Source organism: Paenibacillus sp. GCM10027627 (genome assembly GCF_042675505.1).
Taxonomy (GTDB): domain Bacteria; phylum Bacillota; class Bacilli; order Paenibacillales; family Paenibacillaceae; genus Pristimantibacillus.
On record NZ_JBHTHB010000002.1, the window covers coordinates 140,638 to 166,583 of the forward strand.

General features: G+C 49.2%; 24 protein-coding genes and 2 tRNA genes. 6 read left to right on the top strand and 20 right to left on the bottom strand.

Annotation, left to right across the window (positions count from 1 at the left end; genetic code table 11):
- Nucleotides 1–6 precede the first annotated feature (6 nt).
- The 5 genes from ACFQZE_RS08690 to ACFQZE_RS08710 form a co-directional block, all read right to left on the bottom strand.
- The gene (locus tag ACFQZE_RS08690) at nt 7–279 is read right to left on the bottom strand and encodes a hypothetical protein (protein ID WP_379355836.1); all 273 of its coding nucleotides are present in this window, start codon (nt 277–279) and stop codon (nt 7–9) included.
- The gene (locus tag ACFQZE_RS08695; protein ID WP_379355838.1) at nt 276–587 is read right to left on the bottom strand and encodes a YlaH-like family protein; all 312 of its coding nucleotides are present in this window, start codon (nt 585–587) and stop codon (nt 276–278) included. Before ACFQZE_RS08695 ends, ACFQZE_RS08690 begins: the two co-directional genes overlap by 4 nt.
- A gap of 58 nt (nt 588–645) precedes the next feature.
- Nucleotides 646–2,487, bottom strand: a complete 1,842-nt coding sequence (typA, locus tag ACFQZE_RS08700; protein WP_379355840.1) for a translational GTPase TypA — start codon at nt 2,485–2,487, stop codon at nt 646–648.
- Nucleotides 2,488–2,636: 149 nt separating this feature from the next.
- Entirely contained in the window at nt 2,637–3,119 is a 483-nt protein-coding gene (locus ACFQZE_RS08705; protein WP_379355842.1) for a hypothetical protein, read from the bottom strand.
- Nucleotides 3,120–3,278: 159 nt separating this feature from the next.
- On the bottom strand, nt 3,279–3,938 hold the full coding sequence (locus tag ACFQZE_RS08710) for a TerC family protein (RefSeq protein WP_379355844.1): 660 nt from the start codon (nt 3,936–3,938) through the stop codon (nt 3,279–3,281).
- A gap of 138 nt (nt 3,939–4,076) precedes the next feature.
- Between ACFQZE_RS08710 and ACFQZE_RS08715 the strand changes: the two genes are divergently transcribed.
- Nucleotides 4,077–4,790 (top strand): TerC family protein, encoded by a 714-nt coding sequence (locus ACFQZE_RS08715; protein ID WP_379355846.1) that lies wholly within the window; start codon nt 4,077–4,079, stop codon nt 4,788–4,790.
- Between the two features lie 112 nt (nt 4,791–4,902).
- Here the strand turns inward: ACFQZE_RS08715 and thiI are convergent, their stop codons facing one another.
- From thiI to ACFQZE_RS08770, 11 genes are all read right to left on the bottom strand, one after another.
- Complete coding sequence (gene thiI / locus ACFQZE_RS08720) at nt 4,903–6,123, bottom strand: tRNA uracil 4-sulfurtransferase ThiI (RefSeq protein WP_379355848.1); 1,221 nt, start codon at nt 6,121–6,123, stop codon at nt 4,903–4,905.
- The gene (locus ACFQZE_RS08725) at nt 6,120–7,271 is read right to left on the bottom strand and encodes a cysteine desulfurase family protein (RefSeq protein ID WP_379355850.1); all 1,152 of its coding nucleotides are present in this window, start codon (nt 7,269–7,271) and stop codon (nt 6,120–6,122) included. The genes thiI and ACFQZE_RS08725 overlap by 4 nt, the downstream gene beginning before the upstream one ends.
- An 86-nt stretch (nt 7,272–7,357) precedes the next feature.
- Complete coding sequence (locus ACFQZE_RS08730; RefSeq protein WP_379355852.1) at nt 7,358–8,056, bottom strand: lytic transglycosylase domain-containing protein; 699 nt, start codon at nt 8,054–8,056, stop codon at nt 7,358–7,360.
- Nucleotides 8,057–8,288: 232 nt separating this feature from the next.
- Nucleotides 8,289–8,783, bottom strand: coding sequence for a DUF2339 domain-containing protein (locus ACFQZE_RS08735; RefSeq protein WP_379355854.1), 495 nt, complete (start codon nt 8,781–8,783; stop codon nt 8,289–8,291).
- A gap of 156 nt (nt 8,784–8,939) precedes the next feature.
- Entirely contained in the window at nt 8,940–10,544 is a 1,605-nt protein-coding gene (locus ACFQZE_RS08740) for a DUF2339 domain-containing protein (protein WP_379355856.1), read from the bottom strand.
- On the bottom strand, nt 10,541–11,284 hold the full coding sequence (locus tag ACFQZE_RS08745; RefSeq protein ID WP_379355858.1) for a YwaF family protein: 744 nt from the start codon (nt 11,282–11,284) through the stop codon (nt 10,541–10,543). The genes ACFQZE_RS08740 and ACFQZE_RS08745 overlap by 4 nt, the downstream gene beginning before the upstream one ends.
- Before the next feature lie 45 nt (nt 11,285–11,329).
- Complete coding sequence (locus ACFQZE_RS08750) at nt 11,330–12,010, bottom strand: response regulator (protein ID WP_379355860.1); 681 nt, start codon at nt 12,008–12,010, stop codon at nt 11,330–11,332.
- Nucleotides 11,976–13,400, bottom strand: a complete 1,425-nt coding sequence (locus ACFQZE_RS08755) for a sensor histidine kinase (protein ID WP_379355862.1) — start codon at nt 13,398–13,400, stop codon at nt 11,976–11,978. The genes ACFQZE_RS08750 and ACFQZE_RS08755 overlap by 35 nt, the downstream gene beginning before the upstream one ends.
- Nucleotides 13,401–13,422: 22 nt before the next feature.
- A complete protein-coding gene (locus ACFQZE_RS08760; RefSeq protein WP_379355864.1) occupies nt 13,423–14,154 on the bottom strand; it encodes a DUF6081 family protein in 732 nt (243 codons plus the stop codon).
- 29 nt (nt 14,155–14,183) lie between these two features.
- A complete protein-coding gene (locus ACFQZE_RS08765; RefSeq protein WP_379355866.1) occupies nt 14,184–15,098 on the bottom strand; it encodes a prenyltransferase in 915 nt (304 codons plus the stop codon).
- Between the two features lie 33 nt (nt 15,099–15,131).
- Nucleotides 15,132–15,863: a DUF1836 domain-containing protein gene (locus ACFQZE_RS08770; protein ID WP_379355868.1), complete on the bottom strand. Its 732-nt coding sequence runs from the start codon at nt 15,861–15,863 to the stop codon at nt 15,132–15,134.
- Between the two features lie 253 nt (nt 15,864–16,116).
- Between ACFQZE_RS08770 and ACFQZE_RS08775 the strand changes: the two genes are divergently transcribed.
- On the top strand, nt 16,117–17,430 hold the full coding sequence (locus ACFQZE_RS08775) for a hemolysin family protein (protein ID WP_379355870.1): 1,314 nt from the start codon (nt 16,117–16,119) through the stop codon (nt 17,428–17,430).
- Between the two features lie 494 nt (nt 17,431–17,924).
- Here ACFQZE_RS08775 and ACFQZE_RS08780 read toward each other — a convergent pair whose 3' ends face one another.
- The gene (locus tag ACFQZE_RS08780) at nt 17,925–18,437 is read right to left on the bottom strand and encodes a pyridoxamine 5'-phosphate oxidase family protein (RefSeq protein ID WP_379355872.1); all 513 of its coding nucleotides are present in this window, start codon (nt 18,435–18,437) and stop codon (nt 17,925–17,927) included.
- A gap of 110 nt (nt 18,438–18,547) precedes the next feature.
- Between ACFQZE_RS08780 and pdxR the strand changes: the two genes are divergently transcribed.
- The 3 genes from pdxR to ACFQZE_RS08795 all read left to right on the top strand — a co-directional run bounded on the left by pdxR (nt 18,548) and on the right by ACFQZE_RS08795 (nt 20,246).
- Nucleotides 18,548–19,993 carry a MocR-like pyridoxine biosynthesis transcription factor PdxR gene (pdxR, locus tag ACFQZE_RS08785; protein WP_379355874.1) on the top strand — a complete coding sequence of 482 codons (1,446 nt, stop codon included), beginning with the start codon at nt 18,548–18,550 and terminating at the stop codon, nt 19,991–19,993.
- 92 nt (nt 19,994–20,085) lie between these two features.
- Nucleotides 20,086–20,161 (top strand) — tRNA-Thr (locus tag ACFQZE_RS08790).
- An 8-nt stretch (nt 20,162–20,169) separates the two neighbouring features.
- Nucleotides 20,170–20,246 (top strand) — tRNA-Pro (locus tag ACFQZE_RS08795).
- Nucleotides 20,247–20,399: 153 nt separating this feature from the next.
- On the opposite strand, the gene ACFQZE_RS08800 is transcribed toward ACFQZE_RS08795, so the two are convergent.
- Nucleotides 20,400–20,522, bottom strand: a complete 123-nt coding sequence (locus ACFQZE_RS08800; protein WP_379355876.1) for a hypothetical protein — start codon at nt 20,520–20,522, stop codon at nt 20,400–20,402.
- Between the two features lie 136 nt (nt 20,523–20,658).
- On the opposite strand from ACFQZE_RS08800, the gene ACFQZE_RS08805 reads away from it, so the two are divergent.
- Nucleotides 20,659–20,868, top strand: coding sequence for a DUF2536 family protein (locus ACFQZE_RS08805; protein WP_379355878.1), 210 nt, complete (start codon nt 20,659–20,661; stop codon nt 20,866–20,868).
- Between the two features lie 113 nt (nt 20,869–20,981).
- Here the strand turns inward: ACFQZE_RS08805 and ACFQZE_RS08810 are convergent, their stop codons facing one another.
- Both ACFQZE_RS08810 and ACFQZE_RS08815 read right to left on the bottom strand, forming a co-directional pair.
- Entirely contained in the window at nt 20,982–23,273 is a 2,292-nt protein-coding gene (locus ACFQZE_RS08810) for a fibronectin type III domain-containing protein (protein WP_379355880.1), read from the bottom strand.
- Nucleotides 23,274–23,282: 9 nt separating this feature from the next.
- Nucleotides 23,283–25,817 (bottom strand): fibronectin type III domain-containing protein, encoded by a 2,535-nt coding sequence (locus ACFQZE_RS08815; RefSeq protein WP_379355882.1) that lies wholly within the window; start codon nt 25,815–25,817, stop codon nt 23,283–23,285.
- Nucleotides 25,818–25,946: the final 129 nt, after the last annotated feature.

Consider the following 25,946-nt stretch of genomic DNA (forward strand, 5'->3'; position numbering starts at 1 on the left):
TCAAGCTCAATTGTATTTGGGATTATTTATAATGTCTTGCAGCAGCTGCTCCCCGGTTTCCCGGGGATACATCTGCAACTTGGCGCGGGCTTCCTTGACGTACCTGACGTGAATCATCGTATCGTCCGTTTTCAGTAGTTCAAACGAATCCAGACCATGATCCTCCCGCAACACTTGTTCAAAAAATAGCAGTGTATCGGTCGCGGCTCCGTCTCCGGGCCTCGCTTCCGCTACTATTTTGATTTGTAGCCAATTGAAGAGAGCGTCTTCGAGCCTCATTTGCCGTTTTCCGCGTTGCGAGTTTCGGTTCTGATGGCTCTTCCTTTCTTCCACTTATCGTACAATTGACGGCCGCGAAGCAACATCATCATAAAAACGGCGATGGCCATACATTGAATGATCGGCAGTCCCATCAGCTGCAATATCGTAATGACAAAGCAGCCAATCGCCATACAGACGTAGACCAGCACTTCCTTCAACAACGGAAGCTTCTGCTGCGGACGAAATACCGAATTGAAAATAAAGATCGTAAAACCTAAAATCACAAGGTATGAAACGAGCATATTTTCGCTAAACCATTCTTGCATAATGCTTACCTCCCTAGCGCAAGTTTGAAACTTGCGGCACAGCTAAGAGATGTTTTGCTTAAGCGTTTGCTTGAGACATTTTGCGGTGTTTCTCCGCACGCTCGCGCTCGCTCTTCACCAAAATTTTCTTGCGGAGACGAATCGATTTTGGCGTAATTTCACAGTATTCATCGTCGTTCAAATATTCAAGCGCCTGCTCCAAGGAGAAGATTACCGGCGTTTTCAGCTTGACAGTATCGTCTTTGCCTGCCGAACGAACGTTGGAAAGCTGCTTCTCTTTACAAATGTTTACAATGATGTCGTTGTCGCGGTTATGCTCGCCGACGATCATGCCTTCGTAAATTTCAGCACCTGGCTCCAAGAACATAAGACCACGATCCTCTACTCCCAGCATGCCGTAGAAAGTCGATGTGCCGTTTTCGCTGGCAACAAGCACGCCCTGATGGCGTCCGCCAACACCTGTTCCCGCAAGCGGGCCGTAGCTGTCGAATGCGTGGTTCATAATGCCATAGCCGCGAGTCAGCGTCAAGAACGAAGTCCGGTAGCCAATAAGGCCGCGCGCAGGAATAATAAACTCCAGACGCACTTGTCCGTTGCCGTTGTTGATCATGTTGACCATTTCGGCTTTGCGCGTTCCAAGGCTCTCCATAACGGAGCCCATGCTCTCTTCCGGAACATCGATTAGCAAGCGCTCATACGGCTCTTGTCTAATTCCATCGATTTCTTTAACGATAACTTCCGGTTTGGATACTTGCAGCTCATAACCTTCACGGCGCATATTTTCGATCAAAATGCCAAGGTGAAGCTCGCCGCGGCCGGATACGACAAAAGCGTCCGGGCTTTCCGTTTCGTCAACGCGAAGCGCTACGTCCGTTTCCAGCTCCTTGAACAGACGCTCGCGCAATTTGCGGGAAGTGACCCACTTGCCTTCGCGGCCAGCGAACGGGCTGTTGTTGACTAGGAATGTCATTTGCAGCGTCGGCTCGTCGATTTTCAGAACAGGAAGCGCTTCTGGATTTTGTGGATCAGCGATCGTTTCGCCGATGTTGATTTCACGGATGCCCGCAATAGCGACGATGTCACCCGCTCCGGCTTCTGGAATTTCAACGCGCTTCAGGCCCTGGAAGCCAAACAGCTTCTCGATACGGGCTTGCTTTGTTTTGCCGTCACGGTCGATTACCGCTACAGGTTGGCCTTGCTTGATCGTACCGCGGTTTACACGGCCAATCGCGATCCGGCCCAAATATTCGTTGTAGTCGAGCAAAGTAACCAAAAATTGAAGCGGCTCTTCTACATTTTCAGTTGGCGAAGGAATATGGCTTACGATCGTATCGTAAAGAGCCATCATATTGTCGTCTTGTTTTTCCGGGTCAAGGCTCGATGTGCCCATCAGTGCCGATGCGTAAACAACCGGGAATTCAAGCTGCTCGTCGTTTGCGCCAAGCTCGATGAAAAGATCGAGCACTTCGTCGATGACTTCAACCGGTCTTGCGTTAGGACGGTCGATTTTGTTCACGACAACAATTGGCGTAAGCTGATGCTCAAGCGCCTTGCGCAAAACAAATTTTGTTTGCGGCATGCAGCCTTCAAAAGCGTCAACGACAAGCAGAACGCCGTCAACCATTTTCATAATCCGTTCCACTTCGCCGCCGAAATCGGCGTGTCCAGGCGTATCCACGATATTGATCAAATAGTTTTTGTACGTGATGGCCGTATTTTTCGCGAGAATCGTAATTCCGCGCTCACGTTCAAGATCGTTGGAATCCATTGCGCGCTCTTGAACCGCTTCATGTTCTCTGAATGTTCCCGATTGTTGAAGCAGCTTGTCAACCAAAGTTGTTTTGCCGTGGTCAACGTGAGCAATAATAGCGATGTTCCGTAAGTTCTCTCTTGCTTGCATAAGAAATAATCCACTCCAATTTTGAATTTAAATAAAAGGAACGATCCAGATTCAAACATTCAAACTGCATCATTTCGCTTATATTTGTCCGATAAACGAATCTGCGCCTTCGAAACGAAGGCGGCAGCGTTTATCGCTTTACTCTTTTTTTACCAGCGCTTGCGAGTGCCGAACATCATCCATGCCCCTGCCGCCATACAGAGCAGCGCGACCAGATAAATACCCCAGCTCCACAGCAAAATAAGGACAAGCATCAGCACGGAAGCGGCTGCGAGCGCAATCGCCATTTTGAATACGATCTTCGGTACCGAGGAGCCGAACAAGTGATATTCATAAAGACCCGCAGCCACCCCGAATATAAACAGCGGCCACAAATATCTCATGCTCTCCCAACCGAAAATGATGCAAATCACAAACAGCAATGCGTAAACAACGAGCATTCCGCCAGGCACAAGCGCAACTGCCGGAACCACTCTGCCGAAATAGAGCACATGCAGCAGCACTCCCGGAATCAAAACGAGCAACGGCCAAAAAATAGCCCCCAAGAAGCTAAATACCCCTAATTTGCCCAACAAGATAACGACCCCGGCTAACAGCAAAATAATTCCAGCGGAATATTTGTTTGCAGGCATATTCATCCCGCTCCTTACCACATCGATCGTATAGACAGACGAAAGACGCCAGTTTTTTTCTTTTCTTAGTTTATAGGAACTGCGGCAAAAAAACCAGTAACCTGTCGACACTTTAACAAAAAAAAGAGGCCGTGCCGTGTGAGGCCCGCCTCTTTCGCTTTAATTCGCCCTTTTTCGAAGGATCGCCAACATAATGACAAATGGAACGCACAGGAGCGGGATGAGCCCCGTAAGCGTAGAGGATCCATGGAATAAAGCCTTATCCAATCCCGGATCGTGCATGAGCATCCCCCCTGCCGCATAAGCGAGCAAAGCCGCTCCGATATAGCCAAGTGCAGGAAATTTGACGAGCAAAGTTCCCAACATTTGGCTGCCCCAAATGATCATAGGAATGCTTAGCGCAATCCCGAGCAAAATAAGGACGATATCGCCTTCGGCAACAGCCGCGATGGCAAGCACGTTGTCCAAGCTCATGATAAAGTCGGCTGTGACGATCGTCCAAATCGCCATCCCAAGCGTAGCCGCCCTTTTCATATGCTGCGGATGATGATCGCCTCCGGCGTCTGACAACAGCTTGAAAGCGATATAAAGCAGCATTATCGCGCCTGCCGCCTGCAAATAGGGAATTTGCAGCAGCTTAAGCGCGACGACCGTCATGACGCAACGAAGCGCCACGGCGGCGAATGCCCCCCACCAGATTGCCTTCTTTCGCTGCTTGACAGGAAGATGCTGGCTTGCCATTGCAATGACGATCGCATTGTCCCCGCTAAGCAATACATTAATTAACGCAATTTGAAGAAAAATAAAGATGCTGTCCAAACCATCTCCCCCTCTATTACCAGAGGTATGAACAAGCCGTGGAGAATATGTCCATAAATAATATGAACACATCTTCCCGAATGGACGTATTTATTGTAGACTTCAATATGCACAGTTAAAGAAAGGAGGATACGTTATATGGATTTTTTCACAGCCGAATTTTTCACCGCCCTTGCGACAATCGTCTTTATCGACCTCATCTTGGCCGGGGATAACGCTATTGTTATCGGACTAGCAGCTCGCAAGCTCCCTCCTCATCAACAAAAGCAAGCGGTCATTTGGGGTACGGTTGGCGCCGTCGGTATTCGTGTTATCGCAACCTTGCTTGTTGTTCAGTTGCTTGCAGTACCGTGGCTGAACCTGGTAGGCGGTTTGCTGCTCATTTGGATTGCATACAAGCTTCTAGTCCAAGATGATGCGCATGACAACATCACGGCCGGCAACACGCTATGGCAGTCTATCCGCACAATCATTATTGCCGATGCCGCAATGGGCATTGACAACGTGCTTGCCGTTGCAGGCGCTGCAAAAGGCTCCTCGCATGCAGAGCATGAGATGATTCTTGTCATTCTCGGCCTGATTATCAGCGTGCCGGTAGTTGTATGGGGAAGCACCTTGTTCATCAAGCTGATCAATAAGTTTAGCTGGATCGTTTACCTCGGTTCCGCTGTACTGGCTTATACAGCTGCGAAGATGATTACACACGAGAAGAAGTTTAACGGGGCGCTGGAAGACAACAAGCTCATTTATTGGGCATTCGTTCTAGGCGTTGTAGTACTTACGGTCGGCATTGGCTACTGGGCCAACAAGCGCAAGCAAGCCGCCAATCCAACAAGCTCCGAGGCTCATTAATAACGATTAGTCGTTCGTAATGGCCCACTGGATGCCCAAATCACATAAGAAAAGAAGCCCAAGCCGGGTTGCAATACAACCGGTTTGGGCTTCTTTTTATATACCGTTTCATTTAGAACCAATCGTCTTCTCCTGCCGCGTTTTCCGGCTTTTCGCTGTCTGGGGTAAGAACCAGCACTTCCGTGCCGCGAATGGCTTCTTGGATCATATCAGGCAGCCCCGTTATTCCCGCTTCTACCCGTTCCACAATTTTTAGATTAGGATTGATGCTCGGCGACTTCGGCAAAAACAAAGTACAACAATCCTCATAAGGCAAAATAGACGTTTGAAACGTTCCGATCCGCTGCGCCACCTCAATAATTTCCGCTTTGTCCATCATAAGAAGCGGCTTAAGGAGCGGCTGCTGCGTTGCTCTTCCAATTACATTCATGCTTTGCAGCGTTTGGCTGGCTACCTGTCCGAGACTTTCTCCGGTAACAATGCCTGTAGCTCCATTTAGCTCTGCAAGCCCTTCCGTTATGCGAAGCATCGCTCTTCTCATAAGCGTAATAATTAAATTTTCTTGACCGCTTTGCGCAAGCCTCGTCTGAATATCAGTAAACGGAACCATATGCAGCTTAAACGGAGCTCCGCTATAATAGGACAGCCTCCGCGCAAGCTCAATCACTTTGTCCTTCGCCTGCTGGCTCGTAAAGGGATAGCTGTGGAAATGGACGGCTTCCAGCTCAAGCCCTTTTCTCATACCCATCCATCCCGCAACTGGGCTGTCTATTCCTCCCGACAGCAGCAGCATCGACTTCCCGTTGGAGCCGAAAGGAAATCCTCCCGCTGCGGGGATGACCTCGCAGAACAAATAAGTCGCTTCTTCCTGAATATCGACCTTCAGTTCGATTTCCGGCTTGCGCACGTCTACGCTTAGTTCTGGAAACGCCCTCAAAACAGGGGCGCCAACAAGATGATTCATCTCTTGCGAGTTATGCGGGAACCCTTTCCACGCACGCTTGGCGCTCACTTTAAACGTTTTTGGCGGCTGCTTCAGCGAGTTCATCAACGTCAAAGCCGTCTCCCGAATCTTCTCAAGCTCCGAATCTGTACTAATCACGGGACTTAGCGACACGATGCCGAACAAGTCTTTGAGGCGGTCGGCAACCGGCTCGTAGGGATGGCCGTTCAGCTTGACATACAAGCGGCCGAATGTTTTCCAATATTCGATGCCTTCGAACGAAGAAAGCGCGTTTTTAACTTGCCTCAGCATCCGCTTTTCAAATTGATTGCGGTTTCTCCCTTTCATCACTAAATCGCCGTAACGCAAAACGATTTGATCGTATATCAATGGGTCGTTCTCCTCTCAAGCGGCTTTAATTGGTTAACGACGCGATCCAGCGCGCCGATTAATTGATCTACATCTTTATCCTCATGCTCGTCCCCAAAGCTGATTCGAATTCCACCCGAAGCTTGTGCGGCATTCGCACCGATCGCGAGCAATACCCGGCTCGGCTTGTTTTCCTTGGAGGAACAGGCCGACTTGGTCGATGCGATAATGCCGTTCTGCTCCAGCATATGGACGATCACTTCCGGCTTCATGCCGGGATAAGAAAAATGAACGATGTGCGGAGCAAACGGCTGCTCCCCGCTCAGCTTAAGTTCCGGCCTGGTCGCCACATAGTCGCGCAGCTTCCGGCTGTAAACTTCCATCCTCACGTTTCTTTTCTCCATTCTTTCTACTGATAAACGGACCGCTTTGGCGGAAGCGACAATCGCCGCAACATTTTCCGTCCCTGCACGAAAGCCAAATTCATGCGAGCCTCCCGAAGCAAGAGGTTTTAAAACGACGCCATCGCGGACATAAAGAAAACCTGCTCCTCTAGGACCGCGCAGCTTGTGAGCGGAGCCGCTCACCAAGTCGATCCCCCACTCCTCCGGTCTCAATTCGACCTTGCCCATGCTTTGCACAGCGTCGACATGAAACAATGTCTGCGGATAGCTCCGCAGCAGTTCCCCGATTTCCCGGATTGGTTGAACCGTTCCAATTTCATTGTTGACATGCATGACCGTTACCAAAATGGTTTCTTTCGTCAGCGCGTGTTTCAGCGTCTCAATGCTGACATGCCCGCTTGTTTCGACGGGCAAATAAGTGACCCGGAATCCTTCCGCCTCCAACTGCTTAAGCGCTTCAACAACGGAAGCATGCTCGATGCCGGACGCAATAATATGATTGCCTCGCGAGCGGTATTGCCCAGCGACGCCTTTGATAGCCAAATTGTTGGATTCCGTCCCGCCTGAAGTGAACAGCCACTTGCCTTGAGAAGTGCCAAGCATGGAAGCGATCACCTCTCTGGACCGGACAATCAGCTTCGCCGCATCCGTTCCCTGGGCATGCAGCGAAGACGGGTTTGCGTAATGTTTGCGCATCACTTCCGACATCGTTTGGATGACCTCTTCGTAGGGCGGGGTTGAAGCGCAATGGTCGAAATATAACATCTCAGTTCATCCTTTCGCTAAAAAAGAAAGAGACCACGGGCCTCGTCCGCACAATTAGCGGAAAACCTGTCGTGATCTCGATACGTTTAAGATTTGGCCCCCTGCACTTTGGCCACATAACGCTGCGTTTCTTGCGGCAGCTCATGCAGTTTCGCCCATAGCTCTTCGTCGGTGCTGATCCCAAGCCGGTCGATTCTTCCCGGGCCTGCATTGTAGGCCGCAAGCGCAACAGCTTCGTTGCCGTTGTATTTGCGAAGCAGCATCGCCAAATAGCGAGTTCCGCCCTCTACATTTTGTACGGGATCGAAAGAGTCTGTGACGCCAAGCCCTCTTGCCGTTCCGTCCATCAGCTGCATAAGCCCCTTGGCACCGGCATGCGACTCCGCAAGCGGATTGAAGCCCGACTCCGTAGCAATCACGGCGCTAATTAAGGCAGGTGAAACGCCGTATTTGGCAGCGGCTTGCTGGATAATACCGGCAAAGTCTCCCGCTCCCGCCCATTCGGCGGTTTCCCATTCAGCTTGACTGACGGGAGCTGCTTCGGTGATGCCAAACGAGGCTACTTGCGCCCACAGCTCATTTCCCCAGACGGGATCGCCACTCTCGGAAAGACCGCCTGTAGTACTCTTCCCTCCCGAAAGCTGCGCGGACAAAATCGTATCGAATGATGCCGAGCCGTCATTGCTCGGCTGGCTTGTATTTTTTTTGGTCATATTTGCAAAAGACAGACTTGGAGAAAGCTGCGCTTGCAGCAAAGTCTTCATTGTGCGCGGATCGATACCCATGAGCGATGCCCCCTATGAAATAGAAAAAAGCGTACATGAGCTATATCGGTTTCCATTGTACATGTTTTTAGCCCTAAGGGCTAGTGTCTCGGTATCCGGCCGAAAAAAAGAACCTCCCATTACGTCCGAAGAGGCATAAAATGGAGGTTCTTTTCAAAGTACCCACTTCAAAATGTTAAGCAGCATGCCTTCTTCAAAGCTCAATTTGCTTTTCAAAACGAGGCAAGCAACGTTACAGCAAAGAAAATAATGCACTAAGCGCGTAGCTGATTGGCAAGCTCCATCCCCCTACCATAGGAGGGGTAGGATAAATGAAATAAAAGAGATACAGCAACCAAGTGCCCGCGTAGCTGAAGAAGCGAACCTCCATCCATTTCTTTACGTAACTTAAATAAATGAAAGCGCAATTTAATACGAGCAAATAGAGATACACCGGAAAACTTTGATCTAATTCTGGTCTCACAAAAAGCGGCGCCAGCAAAGCAGCTGCAACTGCAATGTTCATAAGTAGCCGGGACTTAAACTTACTGGCATATAGAGTTAATGCAACGGTGATTGCCGTCATGCCGATTAAAATGGGTGTCGGTTCCCAAATCGAATAATAAACCAATGCAAGTGCCACATATAAAATGCATGCTCCGATACCGATCATAACTTGTCCTGTCCATACGTGATTCCGCTTTTGCGCTTTTGTAGTGCCCGCCATGTGCGTCTTTATCTCTTTCACCTTTATGTCTCCCCCATTATTGCATATGTAAGCATTGCGGCTCCAAGGAGCAGCAAGCAAAAAACAAAGCTTCCCTATCGAATTGAAGCAAATACCACCCAAGGATCATGGCCCTTAGGCATAGATCAGAGATTAATATACGGAAGGGCCAGCGCGTCATGATTGATCATTTGCAGCAGCTTGCGACTGTTCTGCCCCTCCAGCGCTTTCCCGCCTTTCCCCCTTCCACTTGCCGTTAATCCATGTCATCAGGAACGAAATGCCTCCTAGCAGGAGCAACACAACCATTTTAAACAAAGCAATCTCATCGCTTAAATCCATAAAAATCGCTTTAATCGCTACAAGGATGAGCACAGCTGCGCCAAACCAAGTAAACGTTCTTTCCCGGTAATAGGCGCCCCACAGCATAAGAGTCAAAGCGTAAAGGGCCCAGACGACGGAAAGGGTTAAGTCCATGTAAATTTGCGGCGCGTCCTGAAAATAGACTTCAAACACCAATTTGATTTGTTTTGACATGAGGCCACCGATTATAAAATGGGACATCAGGGCAAAAAATCGGGAGAAAATTCGATTGAGAGTCGGAGGAAGATCGTTAAATGTTAACGTTCTTGCATAATAAAATCCGAGTGCCGCAAGAAGAATCCAAGACGCTGCCCCCCAGCTGAGAAACGGAATGTAGACGTCAAACCAATCGCCTCTCTCTGTACTCCATGTAACGATAAACCAGAAAAATCCGAGAAAAAACCAAACGGCGGCTCCAAGCACGGTCGCCACTTTCCAACGTTTTAGATGGCCTAGCGCCGTTAGCAAGTAAGCGTATAGCACCCACATCAAAATGTTGAACAACACGCCTTCGCCAAAGCTGTTGATTGCAATACAAGCCAGCAGAACCGCGGTAAGGGCAAACGAAGCTGATGCGACAGAGGTGCTGCCTTTCAATTTGTATACGGCAAACCCAGCCGCCAAGTAAACAGCCGCGATAAGTAGAAGAACGATGCCGTAGTCAACGTCTCCTTCCCAAATGTTCAAAGCCCAAATGCCGAAGAAAACACCGTTAGCCGCATTTAGATATAGATCAACCCCGTCAAAACTTAATTTACTTTTCCAAGACGAGAGCAGCAATGCGATTGTGTAGAAGATAAATGCGGACAGCGCGTAGCGAATCGGCAAGCTCCATACCCCATCCAGCGGTGGAGCGAAATGGATGAAATAGACAAGATACATGAGCCAAGTGCCTGCAAAGCTGACGATGCGAAGCTCAAGCCATCCTTTGACCACGCTTAAATAAATAAACGCACAATTTAAGACGAGCAAATATAGAAACAATGTAAAGTTTTGATCGGATTCCGGCCGCATCAGAAGAGGTGCCAGCAAAGCTCCTAAAACCGCGATGTTCATGAGCAATCGGGACTGAAACCGGCTCGCGTAAAAAGTTAACCCGGCCGTAATCGCCGTCATGGCGATCAAAATAGGCGTCGGTTCCCATATTGCATAATAAACGCCTGCAAAAGTTAGCGTGGCATACAAAACGCATACTCCGATGCCGAGCATAATTTGCCCCGTCCATACTCGATTCGGTTTCTGCGCTACCTTGACGCCAGCCATGCCGATGCCAATTCCGGCAAGCAGCCCGATGCCGATTTTGGCCGAATCGCTAATCCAGCCTTGATCTACCGAATACTGAAACAACGTAATAAATGCCGCTATTACAAACAAAGCTCCGAGCAGTGAAGTCCAATGACTCTTCAGCATCTCTTTCATCTCTTTTTCCCCCTGAAAATAGCGTATACAAGCTTTGATCCTACAAGCAGCAGCAGGCAAGACGCCAATGCTACGAATTCCAGTTGAAGCAAATACCACGGCCACGGAGCCAACGCGTCAAGCAAAGACGCCGTTTCCGGCTTGCGGGCCAAAAACATAAAGTTGGTGCCAAACGCCATGTTCGCAATTGCGGCAGGTACGGCTAGAACATGCAGCCAAGCCAGCGCGGCAAAAGCAGATTTCAGCGTAGGGCGATAACGCTCCACAACGAACACATACAATGCGGCTAAAATAATGCCAATATGCGCGGCGAAAAACTGAAAAAATCTGAAATGCGGAAAGGCCTCTCCTAAGTTAGGCGTAGCCAGAGCCTGCAGCGCGCCAGCAGTACCTAGAAAAAAGACGAGTCCGTACAGCGCCTTTGCCCGGAAAGCAAGCAAAACAACCGACAGCAGCAGTGTCAGACTGCAGAGCTGGAGGGGAAGCGAGGCCGCTCCCCAGCTACCTTCCGTTAAAAAAGACAACTGCAACGAAAGTTCGCATATCAGAAGAAATGAAGCGAGTAAAAGACGGAATATTCGGTCTATTTTCCCTATCCTAATCTGCCGTCTGAACAATACCACGCATGAAAAAACGATAACTGAAACCACGAGCGCCGCCATATGCTGGGTTGAAAACAGTTCAAAAGCGATAACGCCCCCCCCTTTCGACCTATTGTTTGTTGCTGACTGTAATGCCATTGTACTTTTTTTCCATAAAAAAAATAGTACCAAAAAAGTATGGTACTATCTCTGCTCCTTCTCTTTATCCAGCAGCCCCATTTCTTTAAGTCTGGCGGCGGCCTCTTTGGAACCCGTCATCCCGAGCTTTTTCAAAATGTGGTTGACGTGGTTTTTGACGGTACGGAGCGTAATATACAATTTGTCCGCAATTTGCGGCTGAGAGTAGCCTTCATGGATTAGACCAAGCAGTTGAAGCTCGGACGGGGTAATGAGATCGGACAGCTTTTTCGTCTCAAACTCCTTCTCCAGTCCCTTTAATCTGCGGAATTCCTCGCGCAGCTGTTCTGCGGCGGCAGGACTGATAGATGCCTGCTTCCTGTAAGCTTGCCTGATCGCGTCCGGGATTTTCTCGAAGTTCGTCTTGAGCTGATAATCGATCGCTCCCGCTTGAAACGAGCGGAAAATAAGTTCCTTCTCTTCCATGGAGGTCAGCATAATTACTCTCGCTCCGGTAGCCAAAGCGGTTTCTTCCGCGAGCGCAATTCCTTCCGGAACTCCATCAATCATAATATCCATGAGGACCACATCGACGTTCCCATCGCTATGCGCAATCGTTTCTCTCACCTTTGCCCCCGTCGAGGCCGTCCAGACCAACTTGAAATCGGGTTCGCTTTGCAAAAAATGCGACAATCCCCTCAGCCAATCGGGATCATCCTCCACCAGACCAATCCGTATCTGCTCCACTATCGGCACCTCCATGTTGAGGCTGAACGCTGCTGTGCTCCGCCTTCAATGATTTTTTGGGGAAAGCCATATAAAACGTCGTCCCTTCGCCCACCTTGCTTCGCACATGAAGCGAGCCTTTATGCTTGCGCATCACATGGTACGCATAAGGCAGTCCCAGCCCGAAGTTGTTGCTTGTCCGCTTTGTCGTATAAAAAGGCTCGAACGCGCTTGAGCGAAGCGACCGCTCCATGCCAGGTCCCGTATCCGAAATTTCAAGCACGAGCTCCCGCTTGGTTTCCGTCAGCAAAAGCCGGAGCTTCCCTTTGCCTTCCATCGCCTCAACGGCATTGATCGCTATATTCGTAATCGCCTCCGCCGTCTGTGCCTTGTCCAGCAGGCAAGTCCAGCTGCCTTCCACGTTCACGTCCAGCTCCACTTCCCTAAGAGAAGGCCGCAAGGCATCCATCGTTTCCTTTACAAGTTCGGTCAATTGAACGCGTCCTAGCTCCAGCATCAAATCTTCCGTACGGCGATGCACCTTAGCCACCATCTCTTCCATATGTCTGGAGGCCGACAGCACCGCTTCTACATCCGCCAGCAGCTCGTTTTGTTCCGTGGCAGCGGCATACCGCTTCATCTTTTCGGCAAACAGCCTTAGCTTGCCCGCATCGTTTTTGATCGCATGATTGAGCATTGCCGTCCCGGTTGTCACGGCGCGCAGCGTGGAATCGTATCTTCTGCGGTCGATTAAAATGCGAATCCCCATAAATCCATATGTAAATAAACCAACGACGAAGACGAAAGCGCCCAGCCCGACAAACCATGTATTGTAAATCCACATTTTCAGCATGCCTATGCTCGGCAGCAAATAATTCATCGCCATGGCAAACAAGACGGTAGGCAGCACCGCAAGACATACAACCCAGTGCGTTCGAGCGAAGACGGTAGGCGGCACTCGTCTCGACAAAACCAAATAAGTGCCGATTAAAATATAGGGCGCTGCCCACCAAACGACGATGTCGTACGTAATCGGGTATCTCTCATTATACGGAGGGGTAAATAAAACACAATAAACGATCGGAAGCAGAAGCAGCCACGGCAGCCATGCTGCTATCCGTCCGGACGGATATCCCCGATAGGAAATAGCGAAAAGCAAGAAGAAATACGGAACGGCATAATAGCCAACTAAAGATGAGAACGCTTGCAATTGGTACAGCAGCTCCTGAACTTTGGGACTAGCGCCCGCTTTTATTGCATAGGGAAGCCACTTGTAATCCAAATTGGCCGCAAGCGCCCCCATCCCGCCGCTGAACGCCAGAGCTCCAAGCCGTCTGTTGACGGCGGAGCCTGGTTCGGACAGCCAGACGATGGCCGCAATCGACCATAAAGCGATGAAGACGAATACCATGCTTAAACCCCTTTTGGTTTCGTTATTCTTTTACTTCAATCGTAATCGGCGACCATTCCGCAATGACCGTTTGTCCATGTGCCGAGACGCTTCCTCCTGGAGTAAGATCCTTCTCCGTCATAATGCCTAGCGCAACTGTAAATTCGTTGAATTTAACCGGCACATTGCGCTCTCTCCGAACTTCAACGCCATTTACATAAAAGACGACTTCGTCGTTTGGACGGTTGTACGTAATGTTGTACGTATTGAATTCCCGCGGCTGAAAACCGGCTTGTTCTTCTTTAAATACGCAAAAATATTTGGTTCCGTCCGTATCCGGCACTTGAACGCCCGGGAAAGGCAGCACAGCGTATACGCTCGCGAATTGATCATTGCCAGCAAAAAAGTCAAGCGCTCCGCCCGTTGTAAAGTCGAGCAAATTTAAGGACACAAATCCGTCGTACAGATCGCCCGGAGCCGTCCCCGACGTTCTCGCCCGAATGTTCAGCTCAAAGCTGATTTCCCCGTTTTCCGGCACCTTCACCGTTTCGGCGGAATAATACATATGTTTGGCATTGTCCAAAATTTGAATCTGATTATTGGATCTGCTAATCGATGCCCGGACATAAAGAATGCCGTTGCGGACAATGACGACAGCCTCCGGCTCGCGATATTGCCAGAAAGAGCCGTCCGGGAGCGGGAATCCGCCCTGCTTCCAAACCTCGCCCTCGTTTAAAATCGTATGAAAATCGCCTAATGTCCATGTTTTGCTCATCTATGGTACCTTCTTTCTATGCTGTCAATTTATGAAACGGTGCCTTGCACGATCAAAACCGCAATTAAGATCACGCCGCAGCGGATAGTCGCCTGAAGCGAAGCCCCCATTAAAGGCAAATAAGCGGCGGATGGATTGCTTTCATTTAACCGGCCATACACCAAATATATCGGAATCGCAGTCGGAAGAGCAAGCAGCGCGTAGATCGGTAGCGCCCCGGCCAGCACACATGCAATGAGAGAGGCATACGCAAGCAAGAGCAGCATTTTGGAAAACCGCAGCGCTCGACGCTCCCCCCATACGACGACCAGCGTTTTTTTGCCCGCCGCACGATCGGCCTGCCAATGCAAAAAATGATGATTGAACAAAATAAGCGTCGTCATCAGCCCGATAGGCAAAGAAAGCAGCAGCGCCCGGTAATCAACCTCGGACACCTGCACATAATACGATCCCATCACGGGCAAAATGCCAAACGCAAGCAAAATGGCTATTTCGCTGTACCCTTTGCCCCGGTAACCGAAGCGAATAGGCGGAGCTACATAAAAGTATGCGATAAGCGCGCCAGCCAAACTAAAGGCTAGAACCGCTACGCCACTAAAATAAGCCAAAACGGCACCGCATGCTGCGGCGATCAGAAACAGCAGCCATGTGATCGTTCTGAACAGTCCGATGCTCCACGTTCCGCTTGTCAAAAAGCCCGAATTGGTAGAAATGGCCCCTTCCGTCCCTTTAGCGACAGCATCCGTCCCATTGTAATAATCCCATAAGTCATTGATCATATTGGAAAACAAATGGGCGGCACCCGCTCCAATTATCGTTACGGCAAACAAAAAAGGATGGAATTGCCCGTCCCATACGTATGCCCCAAGCGCTCCGAGCGCTACAGGTATGAGCATCACCGGAATGACTCTAAACCGGGAAGCCTTTAAAAACGGCTTGACCATCGTTTTGCACGACCTCTTTTCTCATTGATGTAATTACGCCTTCCCCAAAAAGAGGATCTCTTGTGAATACCGTCTGGCCATCGCTTGCAACCTGCCGGCCTGAATCGAAATGACGGCTACAAGCAATAGGTTGCCCAGTGCTGTTTTTTGTTCTTCATCTATATGAAGCATTTTCATTGCCGCCTTGTCCGCCTCCGCCCGTACAGCCTGCTCGGTCCGCTCCATATTGACTGATTCCCACTCGTGATACAGCTTTTGATACAAGGCTGCGTAGCAATCCAGCATCGAAAGCGGCGATAGACCCTCCGGCCGCGCTGCGGCAGCGTCTTCGCAGCTCACGAACAACAACGCAAACAGCCTTCGGATCGTTTCAAAATCAAGGCTGGATTTCAAATCGTCGATCATAAGCAGCATGGCCGTCTGATCAAGCGAATATTTTTTGCCGGCCATCGGGCACTGAAAATAAGGTTTGAAATCGCGCTTCACCCAATTTTGCATCGATGTGACCGATAAAGTGGAGCCTTCCAGCAGACTGCCAAGCTCCGCTATTTCATGCAAGGAAAAACCTCTTCGATCGCTGGATCGCATAAGCTTAAGTACGATCGGCGGAAGCGGCGAGTTCGGCTCGCCGGGAGCTTTCCTCCCAGTCGTACAGGTTTTGCCCCATGCTTTTCGGAGGATTTCAGACGGTTTTTCGTCATATCGGCCGCCAAGCGCTCCAAGCAAATGAGCAAGTTCTTCTCGTGTAAGCGTAAAGGCGTCCATTGCCGCACCTCCGTTTAAAACAACCCTTTTAGAACCAATCCGTTCATATGAACTCATCTTAAGCCTGCGAATTCACCTTGTAAAGACTCGAAAAACGATGAGAACGACGCTCCTTATCCTCCTGAATGCTCATAACAGAGTCTCAAAGGCTCACAGCGTTCCTTTTGGCAGTTGTCATTACCTGTAATCTTTCGATATAGTAAAGCATAAGTAATTAAAAAACTATAAAGATAAAGGGTAGTGAGAATCGAAAATGGGTATAGGACTCAATTTAATCATGATTGCTCTTCTAATTTTTCTAACTGCTTTTTTCGTTGCGACGGAGTTTGCCATCGTCAAGCTGCGGGCAAGCCGGATTGAACAGTTGGTGCAGGAGGGCCGGAAGAACGCGCTCGCCGTTCAGAAGGTTACGAGCAATCTGGATGCCTACTTGTCGGCATGTCAACTCGGTATTACGATTACCGCTCTCGGACTCGGCTTTCTGGGAGAACCGACAGTAGAAAAATTACTTTTACCCGTATTTGACGGATTGGAAATAAGCAGTACCGTAAGCCATGCATTATCCATCGGTATCGCGTTTATTTTCATCACCTTTTTGCATGTCGTCGTTGGCGAGCTTGCACCAAAGTCTTGGGCTATTCAAAAAGCGGAATTTATTTCGTTTCTAACGGCGAAACCCATCATCTTCTTCCATAGATTAATGTATCCGTTTATTTGGCTTTTGAACGGCTCCGCTAACGCTTTGGTCCGCATGTTTGGCCTCAAGCCGATGACCGAGCACGAGGAAGCCCATTCCGAAGAAGAAATTCAGTTAATTTTGAATGAAAGCTTCCAAAGCGGAAAAATTAACAACACCGAGTATGGTTACGTAAGCCGCATTTTCGCATTTGACGAACTGCTTGCGAAAGAAATTATGGTACCGCGTACGGACATGATTTGTTTGTACACCAACTATTCGTTAAAAGATAATTTGGAAATTATTAAAAAAGAACAATATACCCGCTTCCCCGTCGCGCTGGAGAGCAAAGACAATATTGTCGGCATGATCAATACGAAGCAGCTGTTTCTGGAATATGACGCCGACAAGGCGTTTGATCTCAAAAAGCTGATCCATCCCGTTTTGAGCGTATCCGAAGTAACTCCGGTCAAAATGCTCTTGAAACGTATGCAGCAGGAACGTGTTCACATTGCTATCTTGGTGGATGAATACGGCGGAACATCCGGCCTCATAACGATTGAAGACATTTTGGAAGAAATCGTAGGGGAAATCCGGGACGAATTCGACGCCGACGAACGCAAAGAAATCGAACAGCTTGAAGAAAACTGCTATTTGCTGGACGGCAAAGTGCTGTTGGATGAGCTTGGCTCAATGACAGGCATGAACTTTGAAGAAGAAGACGTCGATACGATCGGCGGCTGGCTGTACAGCAAACTAGTCGATCCAAAGCCAGGAAAAGAACATCGATACGGCCATCTTAAATTTATTATTCGCGAAACAAGCAAAAACCGAATTCGCAAAATCGAAATGCAAATCGAACAGCCTGAGCTTGAGGGCGAAACGGCTTAGTCTATAATTTAATATTTGTGCTCCGGCTGGGGTCTCTCGTTGACGAAATAGTGGTTTTTAATAAACCACTATTTTTTTGCGCCAAAAATCAATTGAGAAGCCGAGTGTATAACGTATACTCGTTTATAAAACAAAAAAAGCCGTCCTCAACTGGCCGGCCTTTTCAAACTATTCGCTTTAAATAAAACTCACACATCTATTTGCTTACTAATGAAGACCATATTATTGAAAAAATAATAAAGCCGAACATTAAAGCGCCCCACCCGGTATGATTAGCTGTATCTCCTTTTCCGCTCTTTATTTTCTTTGCAAGAGCAACGCAATTGACAAAGAAGATAATAGCAACAATAGGGGTTAAATAAGCGAATATAAATATCATGTTTATTTCACCTGTTAAAAGTAATTTGTTCGACCCATTTCCCCTGACTTATTCGCTGTTTGCTTCCGAATCCCTGCAATTCCAAAACTAAAATTATTCCAAATACCCCGCAAGCTCAAATCGTTTGATCTTCGTTCTCTTTCGCCGTACGAGACTCCGCTATCAGCTTAAATACGGCTGTCCGGCTTCCCATCGATGAACGGTAACGCTCCACATGCGATTTAGCAAGCGGCGTATTGTAATAGCCCGGCACATATTTGTCCAGCATCGCCTGCATCGCGTCTGTCGCTTCGTCCAAATCGTTCACTTCCTCCATTTTCCCAAAAACGATTACACTCATATAAGCGGTATCCGTGTGCGCGGGCACGGGATGCGGAATCGTGCCGTAAGCTTCTGCGAGCGTAAGGCAAGCTTGCGAATTGTTTTGCATCATCGTCATTTTCCGTCCTTCTTCCGCCCCATGGAAATAAAAAGCGTTCCGGTCTTTGCTCCACACAAAATTAAGCGGCACGACATAAGGTCCCTCCCCATCCGACAATCCCAAAAAGCCCGTTTGCGCTGACTTCAGAAAAGTTTCGATTTTCGCCTCGTCTGTACATTCACGCTTCTTCATCCTCACTGAAAACATATCGGTCATCCCCTTTTCAACTATCTGCTCCTATGATATTGTCACTATAAATGGAATTTGTAACCTTCAAAAGTGACAGAAATCGATTATATAAAGGGGACAGATTGTTCATGCCCATACTTTCGTTTACTCCGCTGCTCAACAAACAAGGCCAAACGCCAATTTACATTCAAATTTATCAGTACATAAGAAGCGGCATCGAAAATGGTACTATGGCCGCAGGCGGCCGCCTCCCTTCCATCCGGCAATTGGCCCAGCATCTTAGCATCAGCAAAAATACGGTAGAATCGGCGTACGGCCAACTGCTCGCGGAAGGTTATGTCGAAAGCAAAGAACGCGGCGGCTATGCTATCCTCCCCATTGAAAAGTGGACTCCGATAACGCCGAAGTCGCCGGGAGAGGCACCAGCTCAAGGCCAAAACCGTCGCACTGCAACTACTGCGTGTAATCCCCCGCAACAGCAGATAAAAATAGAATTCGATTTTCAATACGGAGAAATTGCTTTAGACCGTTTTCCCCATGCGATATGGAAATCATGCGTTATAGAAGCGCTCGGGAGCGATCCCGCACGCATTTTAGGCTATGGAGATCCTTATGGCATGTTTGAATTGAGAAAAGAATTGGCCGAATACGTATACCAGTCCAGAGGAGTCGTTTGCGAACCGGACCAAATTTTTATTGCCGCAGGTACGCAGCACGCGGTTGCGATGCTCGTGCAATTGCTTCAGCTCGGCAAACGGCCGATTGCCATGGAAGAGCCGGGTTACAATGGCGTCAAGTCGGTTTTGCGCAACATGGGCTGCGACCTGTTGCCCGTCTCGGTAGAGCCCGATGGAATCAGTTTTGAGCAGCTTAGCGAAACCGCGGCAAGGCTAGTTTATGTAACGCCGTCCCATCAGTTTCCGCTAGGCATGGTCATGCCTATCCAAAAACGGCTGCGACTGCTGGGCTGGGCAATGGAGCAAAACGGCTACATTTTGGAAGACGATTACGACAGCGAGTTTCGTTACAACAGCGCCCCTATTCCCGCTTTAAAAGCGCTCGACACTGCGGAGAGAGTCATTTATTTAGGCACACTATCCAAATCTTTTCTTCCTGCGGCCCGGTTAAGCTATGTTATTTTGCCAAGCGGACTTATGTCAGAGGTCAAAGAGGGGCTGGAGGTTTACAGCCAAGCCGTCTCCCCTATGATTCAATATGCCATTTGGCTTTTTATGAAAAAGGGGCATTTTGCAAGGCATGTGAGACGAATGAGAAGGGTGTATCAAACGAGGCACAAAGCGCTTACGGATGCCATCCGCGCTTGCTTCGGCTCAAACGCCTCAATCGTAGGAGATTGCTCCGGCATGCATCTCCTGCTTGCGATTAACGGGAAACGCGCCGATGAGCTGATCGCTCTAGCGGCACAACATGGCTGCAAAGTATATTCGCCCGCCAAACATTGGAACAACGGGATCGAAAGCTCCGGACGGTATGTCATGCTGGGGTTTGGAGGGATGACGGAGGGACAGCTGGAGGAGGGAATCAAAAGGCTTCAAATCGCTTGGTTGCAATAAGTAATTATTTGAAAATTTAAACTTTAAAAAAGGGCTTGCAAAACTATTCGGGTATATGTAATAATACATCTTGTGTTCGAGAAAAAATACATGCCGCTGTAGCTCAACTGGTAGAGCAACTGACTTGTAATCAGTAGGTTGGGGGTTCAAGTCCTCTCGGCGGCACCATTTTTTTCCGGGACGTAGCTCAGCTTGGTAGAGCACCTGGTTTGGGACCAGGGGGTCGCATGTTCAAATCGTGTCGTCCCGACCATGAAAGACTGGCATACATAACTTATCCGGGCGCTTCGCATCCTTTATGCGGGGCGCTCTTTTGCATCATTTAGACCTAACTAAAAACGACGGGTTCGGCTTTCGCCGGCGACCGCCGCTTTAATGCGCTATTGCGCTTCGGATTAATTGAAAGTTATTTATCGGATTCGTCCCACTTTTTGGAGTACGCTTTCTTCGTTACCCAGAGCGTTACCCAGGTAATGATCGCGATAATAATTGCCGAAAAAATCCATACCGATGCTGGAACATCTGCCATCGCTGTACCTCCTTCCTTGTCCCCCTTATTGTACACGAATTTGAAAAGGAATAGCATACAATCCCTTGACAAATTGTAAACATTTGCGGAATTATCGGCTGATTCATAAAAAATACAATGATTAGGAGGAATGAAAATGGATTTTCGAATAGAGCTTATTGAAACCAAAATCGAATGTTACGAGGCCTCCGATCTCAAAACGTTGGAGTCGCTCATCGAAAAAGCGATCGATATAAACAAAGCGCTCCTGCTAGACGTTCATTCGGTATCTCATCAGGCTGCTTTTAATCCGCGCACGGAAAAGATGCATTTTTCCGCCATCGTGCATTTCAAATTAAAAAAGTAACCCGTCTACACCTATGTACGTAAAAAGACGCCTCCAAAGCAGCTGCACACTGCGGTTTTGGGGCGTCTTTTATTCGCTTTATTGGACTTTACTAAACTTTACTACAGTGTACTTCACTGAAGCTTCCAAAGCGCCGAAGCGTTGGGCGGTTCCCAGCCCGCAATCGATGTATGCGGCTGTAAGCAAACATAGGTGTTGCCCCCATGCGTAACCGTATTTCCCGCTACATAGCCGACTTGTGCGGCCCATGTAGATGCGCCGCCCGTACCGCCTACGGGTGTTACAATTTGCAGCGGGTTGCTCGCCAAAGAATAATTACCGGCGGCATCTCTTGCTTTTACAGTAAACGAATACGTCACATTGGGAGAAGGCAGTGTAATAACAGCCATTGTTCCCGTCACATTGACGCTGGACGTTCCGTAATAAACCGTATATCCTGTTACTCCCACGTTGTCGGTGGAAGCCGTCCACATTATCGTGATGGTACTCGATGTGTGGTTGGATGCTTGCAGTCCGGTAGGCGTAGTCGGCGCTATCGTGTCGGGGCTGCCGCAAGGCCCGATCAGCTTCCATACTCCCCATTGCCCGCTTAGATCCGGGCGGTCTCCGCGAGTCCACCATTTGGCCTCGTATTCCTGCCCCCCATACGATACGCGCTGCCCGCCGGTATAAACCGTATTTTCGTTCCATGGCGGAACGGAGCAAACCGCGCCCGCATTGGTTGTGACCGTAACCGGAAGACTCGCTCCGGATGCATTGCCCGCTTGGTCAAACGCTTTTACCGTAAAGGTGTAGCTTGTATTTGGGGTCAATCCCGTCACGGTTCCAAACGTTTGCGGCGTTCCGACTATAAAGTCTGTCGTGCCATAGCTGATCAAGTAGCTGACTACGCCAATATTGTCTGTAGACGGGCTCCAGGAAAAGCTGACGCTTGTTGACGTCTTGCCCGTCCATTGGAAGTTGCCCGGTATCGTTGGCGGAGCAATATCGATTATAATGGGATCGGTTTTCACCGTAATCGAATTGCTCGCGGGGGATAAATTGCCTGCCGCGTCCCTCGCTTTTACCGTAAACGAATAAGAGGTGTCGGAGTTTAGCCCTACAACCCAGGCCCCTGTGCCTGTCACCGACATTTGCCTGTCGCCATAATAGACGACGTAGCCCGTTACACCCCGATCATCTTGGGATGCCCCCCAAGACAAGGATACGCTGCCCGTCGATTTGGCCGTCGAAATCAGATTGGTTGGCGCCGAAGGCGGATTTGTATCGGCTCCTCCCCCGCCGCCTAGTTGGTCGAGATATGCGCGATGATTGGATGAAAATTGGAAGTTGTTGTACTTATCCCAATTGACCGACCAGGTCATCAGTCCGCGCATACCGGGGTGATGACCCGCTCTCAGCTGATAGGAACCTCCAAAGGTTTGCCCTTTCATTAAATAATTCAACGCTTTCTGCACCTCGGCAACGGCTGTAAATCCTCCGCCCGCATTCACATTGGCAGGCAGACCAATTACCACTTGATCGGGCCTTAGTGCGGGAAACATCAAATTGTTGTTGCGCGCAACCGGGAAACCGGTCAACACCATATCCGCCATCGCCACATGAAAATCAGCGTTGCCCATCGTATAATACTGATTGTCGAGCGCGGTAATCGGACCGGAATTGTAATGCTGCACCTGCAGCCAATCCAAAATATCTCTCAATGCATAAATGACTGGCAAATAAGCTCCGGCGCGATTGTCGCAAGAGATGCAGCTTCCACCGTAGAAGCTATACCCTACTTGCACAAAAAACGTCTCTGGCGCCATCGTCAGCAAAAAATCGTTGCCGTAAAAATCGTGAAGCTCGCGCACAGCGGAGATGAGGTTTGTAATAACAGGCGTCGTTGGACTGCGGAAGTCGCTGTCCCCGCTGTTTAAGTAGAGAGAGTGGCCTTCAAAATCGATATCGAGGCCGTTAAAGCCGTATTTCGAAATAATCGTTTTCATCGAGTTGACAAAATTGTTTCTAGCAGAGGCGCTAGCGAGCTGAACTTGGCCGTTTGCCCCTCCGATGGAAATAATCACTTTTTTCCCTTGGCTTTGCAAATATTGAACATCGGAAATAAATTCGGCATCGGTAGCATTAAACGGCGTAAACCCGATAGTTCCCCCTTGTGGGCCGTTCGTCGGCTCCGCAAACGAAACATTGATGACATCGAAGCTTGGAGACACATCGCGAAGCCTAATATAACCCGAGCCGTTGTCAAAATTGTGCCAATAGCCGATCAGAAGTTTTTTGTCAGCCGGTATTTGCGCATTCGCCTTCTGAGGACTCCAGGCTATTCCGGATACAAGCAACAGTAGAGCAAGCAGTACGAACAAAGGAGAACTAAGACGCTTGTTTCGAGCGGCGATCATCATCATGACTCCCCCTTACACCAAATTCCACAGAGCGGGAACGTTGGTCGGCTCCCAGCCTGTAAGCGAAGTGTGCGGCTGGCGGCAGCTGTATGTTTTCCCGCCGTAACTGACCACGTCTCCTACTTTATAACTGACGTTCGCAGCCCATGCCGCCGGCCCTGTAGAGGTGGACGTTGTTGCCTGAACCGTTGCCGCATTCGACTCGTTGCCTGCAGCATCAAACGCTTTGACGCTAAACGTATAAGTCGTCCCTGCCGCAAGTCCGGATACAACAAACGATGTCCCTTGGGAAGTAACCGTTGTCGATCCGTTATTCACCAAGTACCCGATAACTGCCACATTGTCGCTGGACGGTCCCCATGAAAGCGTCACGCTGTTGCTCGTTACCGAAGTGGCTTGCAAATTGGACGGCACCGTTGGCGGATTAACATCGAGTTCCATCGTCGTTCTTTGTGTTACGGCGTTGCTCGCCGCAGAGACATTGCCTGCCTGATCCTTCGCTTTTACGGTAAACGTATATTCGGTATTTGGAGCAAGACCCATAATCATCGCAGTAGTCCCCGTTACGTTCACGCTGTTCGTTCCATAAGATACGGTATAGCCAGTTACGCCTACGTTATCAGTGGCCGGACTCCAAGATAAATAGATCGCTCTGGCATAAACGGCGGTTACAGATAAATTGGCCGGAGCCGTTGGAGGAGTCATATCCGTATCGCCGCATGGCCCAATCAGTTTCCAAGGACCTAAAGTGCTGTTTGGATTCGGAATTTCGCCTCTCGTCCACCACTTTGCTTCGTAAATGTTGCCGTCATAAATAATCCGCATTCCTCCTGAATAAGCTGTCGTCGCATTGTACGGCTGGTAGATGCAAGAGTTGACCATCTCCGTAATTACCGTTAAAGGAGAGCTTGCGGCGGACTGGTTGCCGGAAGTATCGATCGCTTTTACGTTAAATGTATAAGTGGTATTAGGCGACAACGAGGATACGGTCAAATTCGTAGCCGTCGTATTTAAACTTGTGTTTCCATAAGTAACCGCATAGCTTGCAACACCTACGTTGTCGGTAGAAGCATCCCAAGCGAGAGCAACGGAATAGCTGCTTTTGGATACCACTCGTAAATTTCCTGGAACGGTCGGGGCAACATCGTCTCTTGCCGGCGGATTCGTCGTTCCGGATACAGATGCGCTTGACGCCGATAAATTGCCTGCGGCATCTCTTGCTTTTACGGTAAACGTATAAGTCGTTTGAGGCAAAAGTCCGCTAACGGTGGCGCTTGTGCCGCTAACCGTTGTCTGTCCGCCAGTGTAATATACGGTATAGCCGGTTACGCCGCGATCATCTGTGGAAGCTTGCCAAGACAAGCTGATGCCGGTAGACGTTTGACCCGTTACTTGAACGTTTGCCGGCACCGTTGGCGGTGTAATATCGGGATTGCCTCCGCCCCCGTACTGATTCAAATAAGCGCGGTGACTCGTTGAAAATTGATAGTTGGTAAATTTGTCCCAGTTGATCGACCAGGTCATCAGCCCTTTAAAATCGGGATAGCCAGCCGGATTTCGAAGCACGTAGCTTCCTCCGTAAGATTGGCCTTTAATCAAATAATCAAGCGCCTTTTGCACGTTGGCCGGAGTGGTGTAGCCGCCGCCCGCCGCTTGCGGCGAAGAGGGCAGCCCGATCACAATCTGATCCTGGCGCAAGGCGGGAAACATATTGTTTGGGTTGTTGCCAATTGGGAAGCCTTGAAGAAGCATTTCCGCCATGGCGACTTGAAAATCGGACGTCCCTTGTGAATAAGAGCGGCCGTCAAGCCCGAGCATGGAGCCGGAATTGTAATGCTGGACATGTAAGTAGTCGAGGTCATTCCTGAGCGCATAAATGACGGGCAAATAAGCGCCCCATATACCGCCGTAGCCGCTAATGGCGCCCTGCACGTATGCCGTCTCAGGTGCCATAGTAAGTAGAAAATCGGGACCGTAAGCGCTCAAAATGTCCCTGGATGCGGCGATTAGGTTTGTAATTTTGGGCGAAGTCGGATTTTTAAAATCGGTATCCCCCGCATTCAGCGCAAGAGAGCTGCCCTCCAGATCGATATCAAAACCGTTAAAGCCGTACAAGTCGATGATGCTTTTCATTGTGGTTACAAACGTTTGTTTCGCCCCAGCTGTCGTCAGCTCTACCTTTCCGTTAGCGCCCCCAATAGAGATCAGCACCTTTTGTCCGCGCGCTTGCAGAAAAGCGACGTCCGCCTGAAATTCGCTGACAGTCGCGTTGTACGGCACAAAAGCCATATTCCCCGTTTGCGAGCCGCCTACCGGCTCGGCAAAAGCAACCTGAATAACGTCATAATCGGGAGAAATGTCGCGGAGCTTAATGTTGGTGGAATAATTATCAAAATTATGCCAATAGCCCACTATTATTTTGCCTCCAGTTCCGGCAGCTTCCGCTTTCAGGGTTCCAAACTGAATCCCCGTCAAAACAAGCAACAGCGCCAAAACGGCCATGCAAACTCGCCCTAAAGGCGATACCGATTGTGATTGTCCACTCATCTTCCCATATCTCCTCTCGAAATGAACAGAATGGTTGCCAAGCATAATGTAAGCGATTTCATTTGAAGCGCTGACAAAACGGACAGCTCACCTCCATTTGAAAGAAATAGGCGCTCTTGCACATACCGG

Excerpts from the sequence above, each read along its gene's own strand:
- ACFQZE_RS08705 (WP_379355842.1), bottom strand. The coding sequence starts at position 3,119 with ATGCCTGCAAACAAATATTCCGCTGGAATTATTTTGCTGTTAGCCGGG.
- ACFQZE_RS08765 (WP_379355866.1), bottom strand. The coding sequence starts at position 15,098 with ATGGTCAAGCCGTTTTTAAAGGCTTCCCGGTTTAGAGTCATTCCGGTG.
- ACFQZE_RS08760 (WP_379355864.1), bottom strand. The coding sequence starts at position 14,154 with ATGAGCAAAACATGGACATTAGGCGATTTTCATACGATTTTAAACGAG.
- ACFQZE_RS08725 (WP_379355850.1), bottom strand. The coding sequence starts at position 7,271 with ATGTTATATTTCGACCATTGCGCTTCAACCCCGCCCTACGAAGAGGTC.
- ACFQZE_RS08740 (WP_379355856.1), bottom strand. The coding sequence starts at position 10,544 with ATGAAAGAGATGCTGAAGAGTCATTGGACTTCACTGCTCGGAGCTTTG.
- ACFQZE_RS08730 (WP_379355852.1), bottom strand. The coding sequence starts at position 8,056 with ATGGGTATCGATCCGCGCACAATGAAGACTTTGCTGCAAGCGCAGCTT.
- typA (WP_379355840.1), bottom strand. The coding sequence starts at position 2,487 with ATGCAAGCAAGAGAGAACTTACGGAACATCGCTATTATTGCTCACGTT.
- ACFQZE_RS08775 (WP_379355870.1), top strand. The coding sequence starts at position 16,117 with ATGGGTATAGGACTCAATTTAATCATGATTGCTCTTCTAATTTTTCTA.
- ACFQZE_RS08800 (WP_379355876.1), bottom strand. The coding sequence starts at position 20,522 with ATGGCAGATGTTCCAGCATCGGTATGGATTTTTTCGGCAATTATTATC.
- ACFQZE_RS08715 (WP_379355846.1), top strand. The coding sequence starts at position 4,077 with ATGGATTTTTTCACAGCCGAATTTTTCACCGCCCTTGCGACAATCGTC.
- ACFQZE_RS08745 (WP_379355858.1), bottom strand. The coding sequence starts at position 11,284 with ATGGCATTACAGTCAGCAACAAACAATAGGTCGAAAGGGGGGGGCGTT.
- ACFQZE_RS08695 (WP_379355838.1), bottom strand. The coding sequence starts at position 587 with ATGCAAGAATGGTTTAGCGAAAATATGCTCGTTTCATACCTTGTGATT.
- ACFQZE_RS08690 (WP_379355836.1), bottom strand. The coding sequence starts at position 279 with ATGAGGCTCGAAGACGCTCTCTTCAATTGGCTACAAATCAAAATAGTA.
- ACFQZE_RS08810 (WP_379355880.1), bottom strand. The coding sequence starts at position 23,273 with ATGATGATGATCGCCGCTCGAAACAAGCGTCTTAGTTCTCCTTTGTTC.
- ACFQZE_RS08815 (WP_379355882.1), bottom strand. The coding sequence starts at position 25,817 with ATGAGTGGACAATCACAATCGGTATCGCCTTTAGGGCGAGTTTGCATG.
- ACFQZE_RS08770 (WP_379355868.1), bottom strand. The coding sequence starts at position 15,863 with ATGGACGCCTTTACGCTTACACGAGAAGAACTTGCTCATTTGCTTGGA.
- ACFQZE_RS08780 (WP_379355872.1), bottom strand. The coding sequence starts at position 18,437 with ATGTTTTCAGTGAGGATGAAGAAGCGTGAATGTACAGACGAGGCGAAA.
- ACFQZE_RS08805 (WP_379355878.1), top strand. The coding sequence starts at position 20,659 with ATGGATTTTCGAATAGAGCTTATTGAAACCAAAATCGAATGTTACGAG.
- pdxR (WP_379355874.1), top strand. The coding sequence starts at position 18,548 with ATGCCCATACTTTCGTTTACTCCGCTGCTCAACAAACAAGGCCAAACG.
- ACFQZE_RS08755 (WP_379355862.1), bottom strand. The coding sequence starts at position 13,400 with ATGGTATTCGTCTTCATCGCTTTATGGTCGATTGCGGCCATCGTCTGG.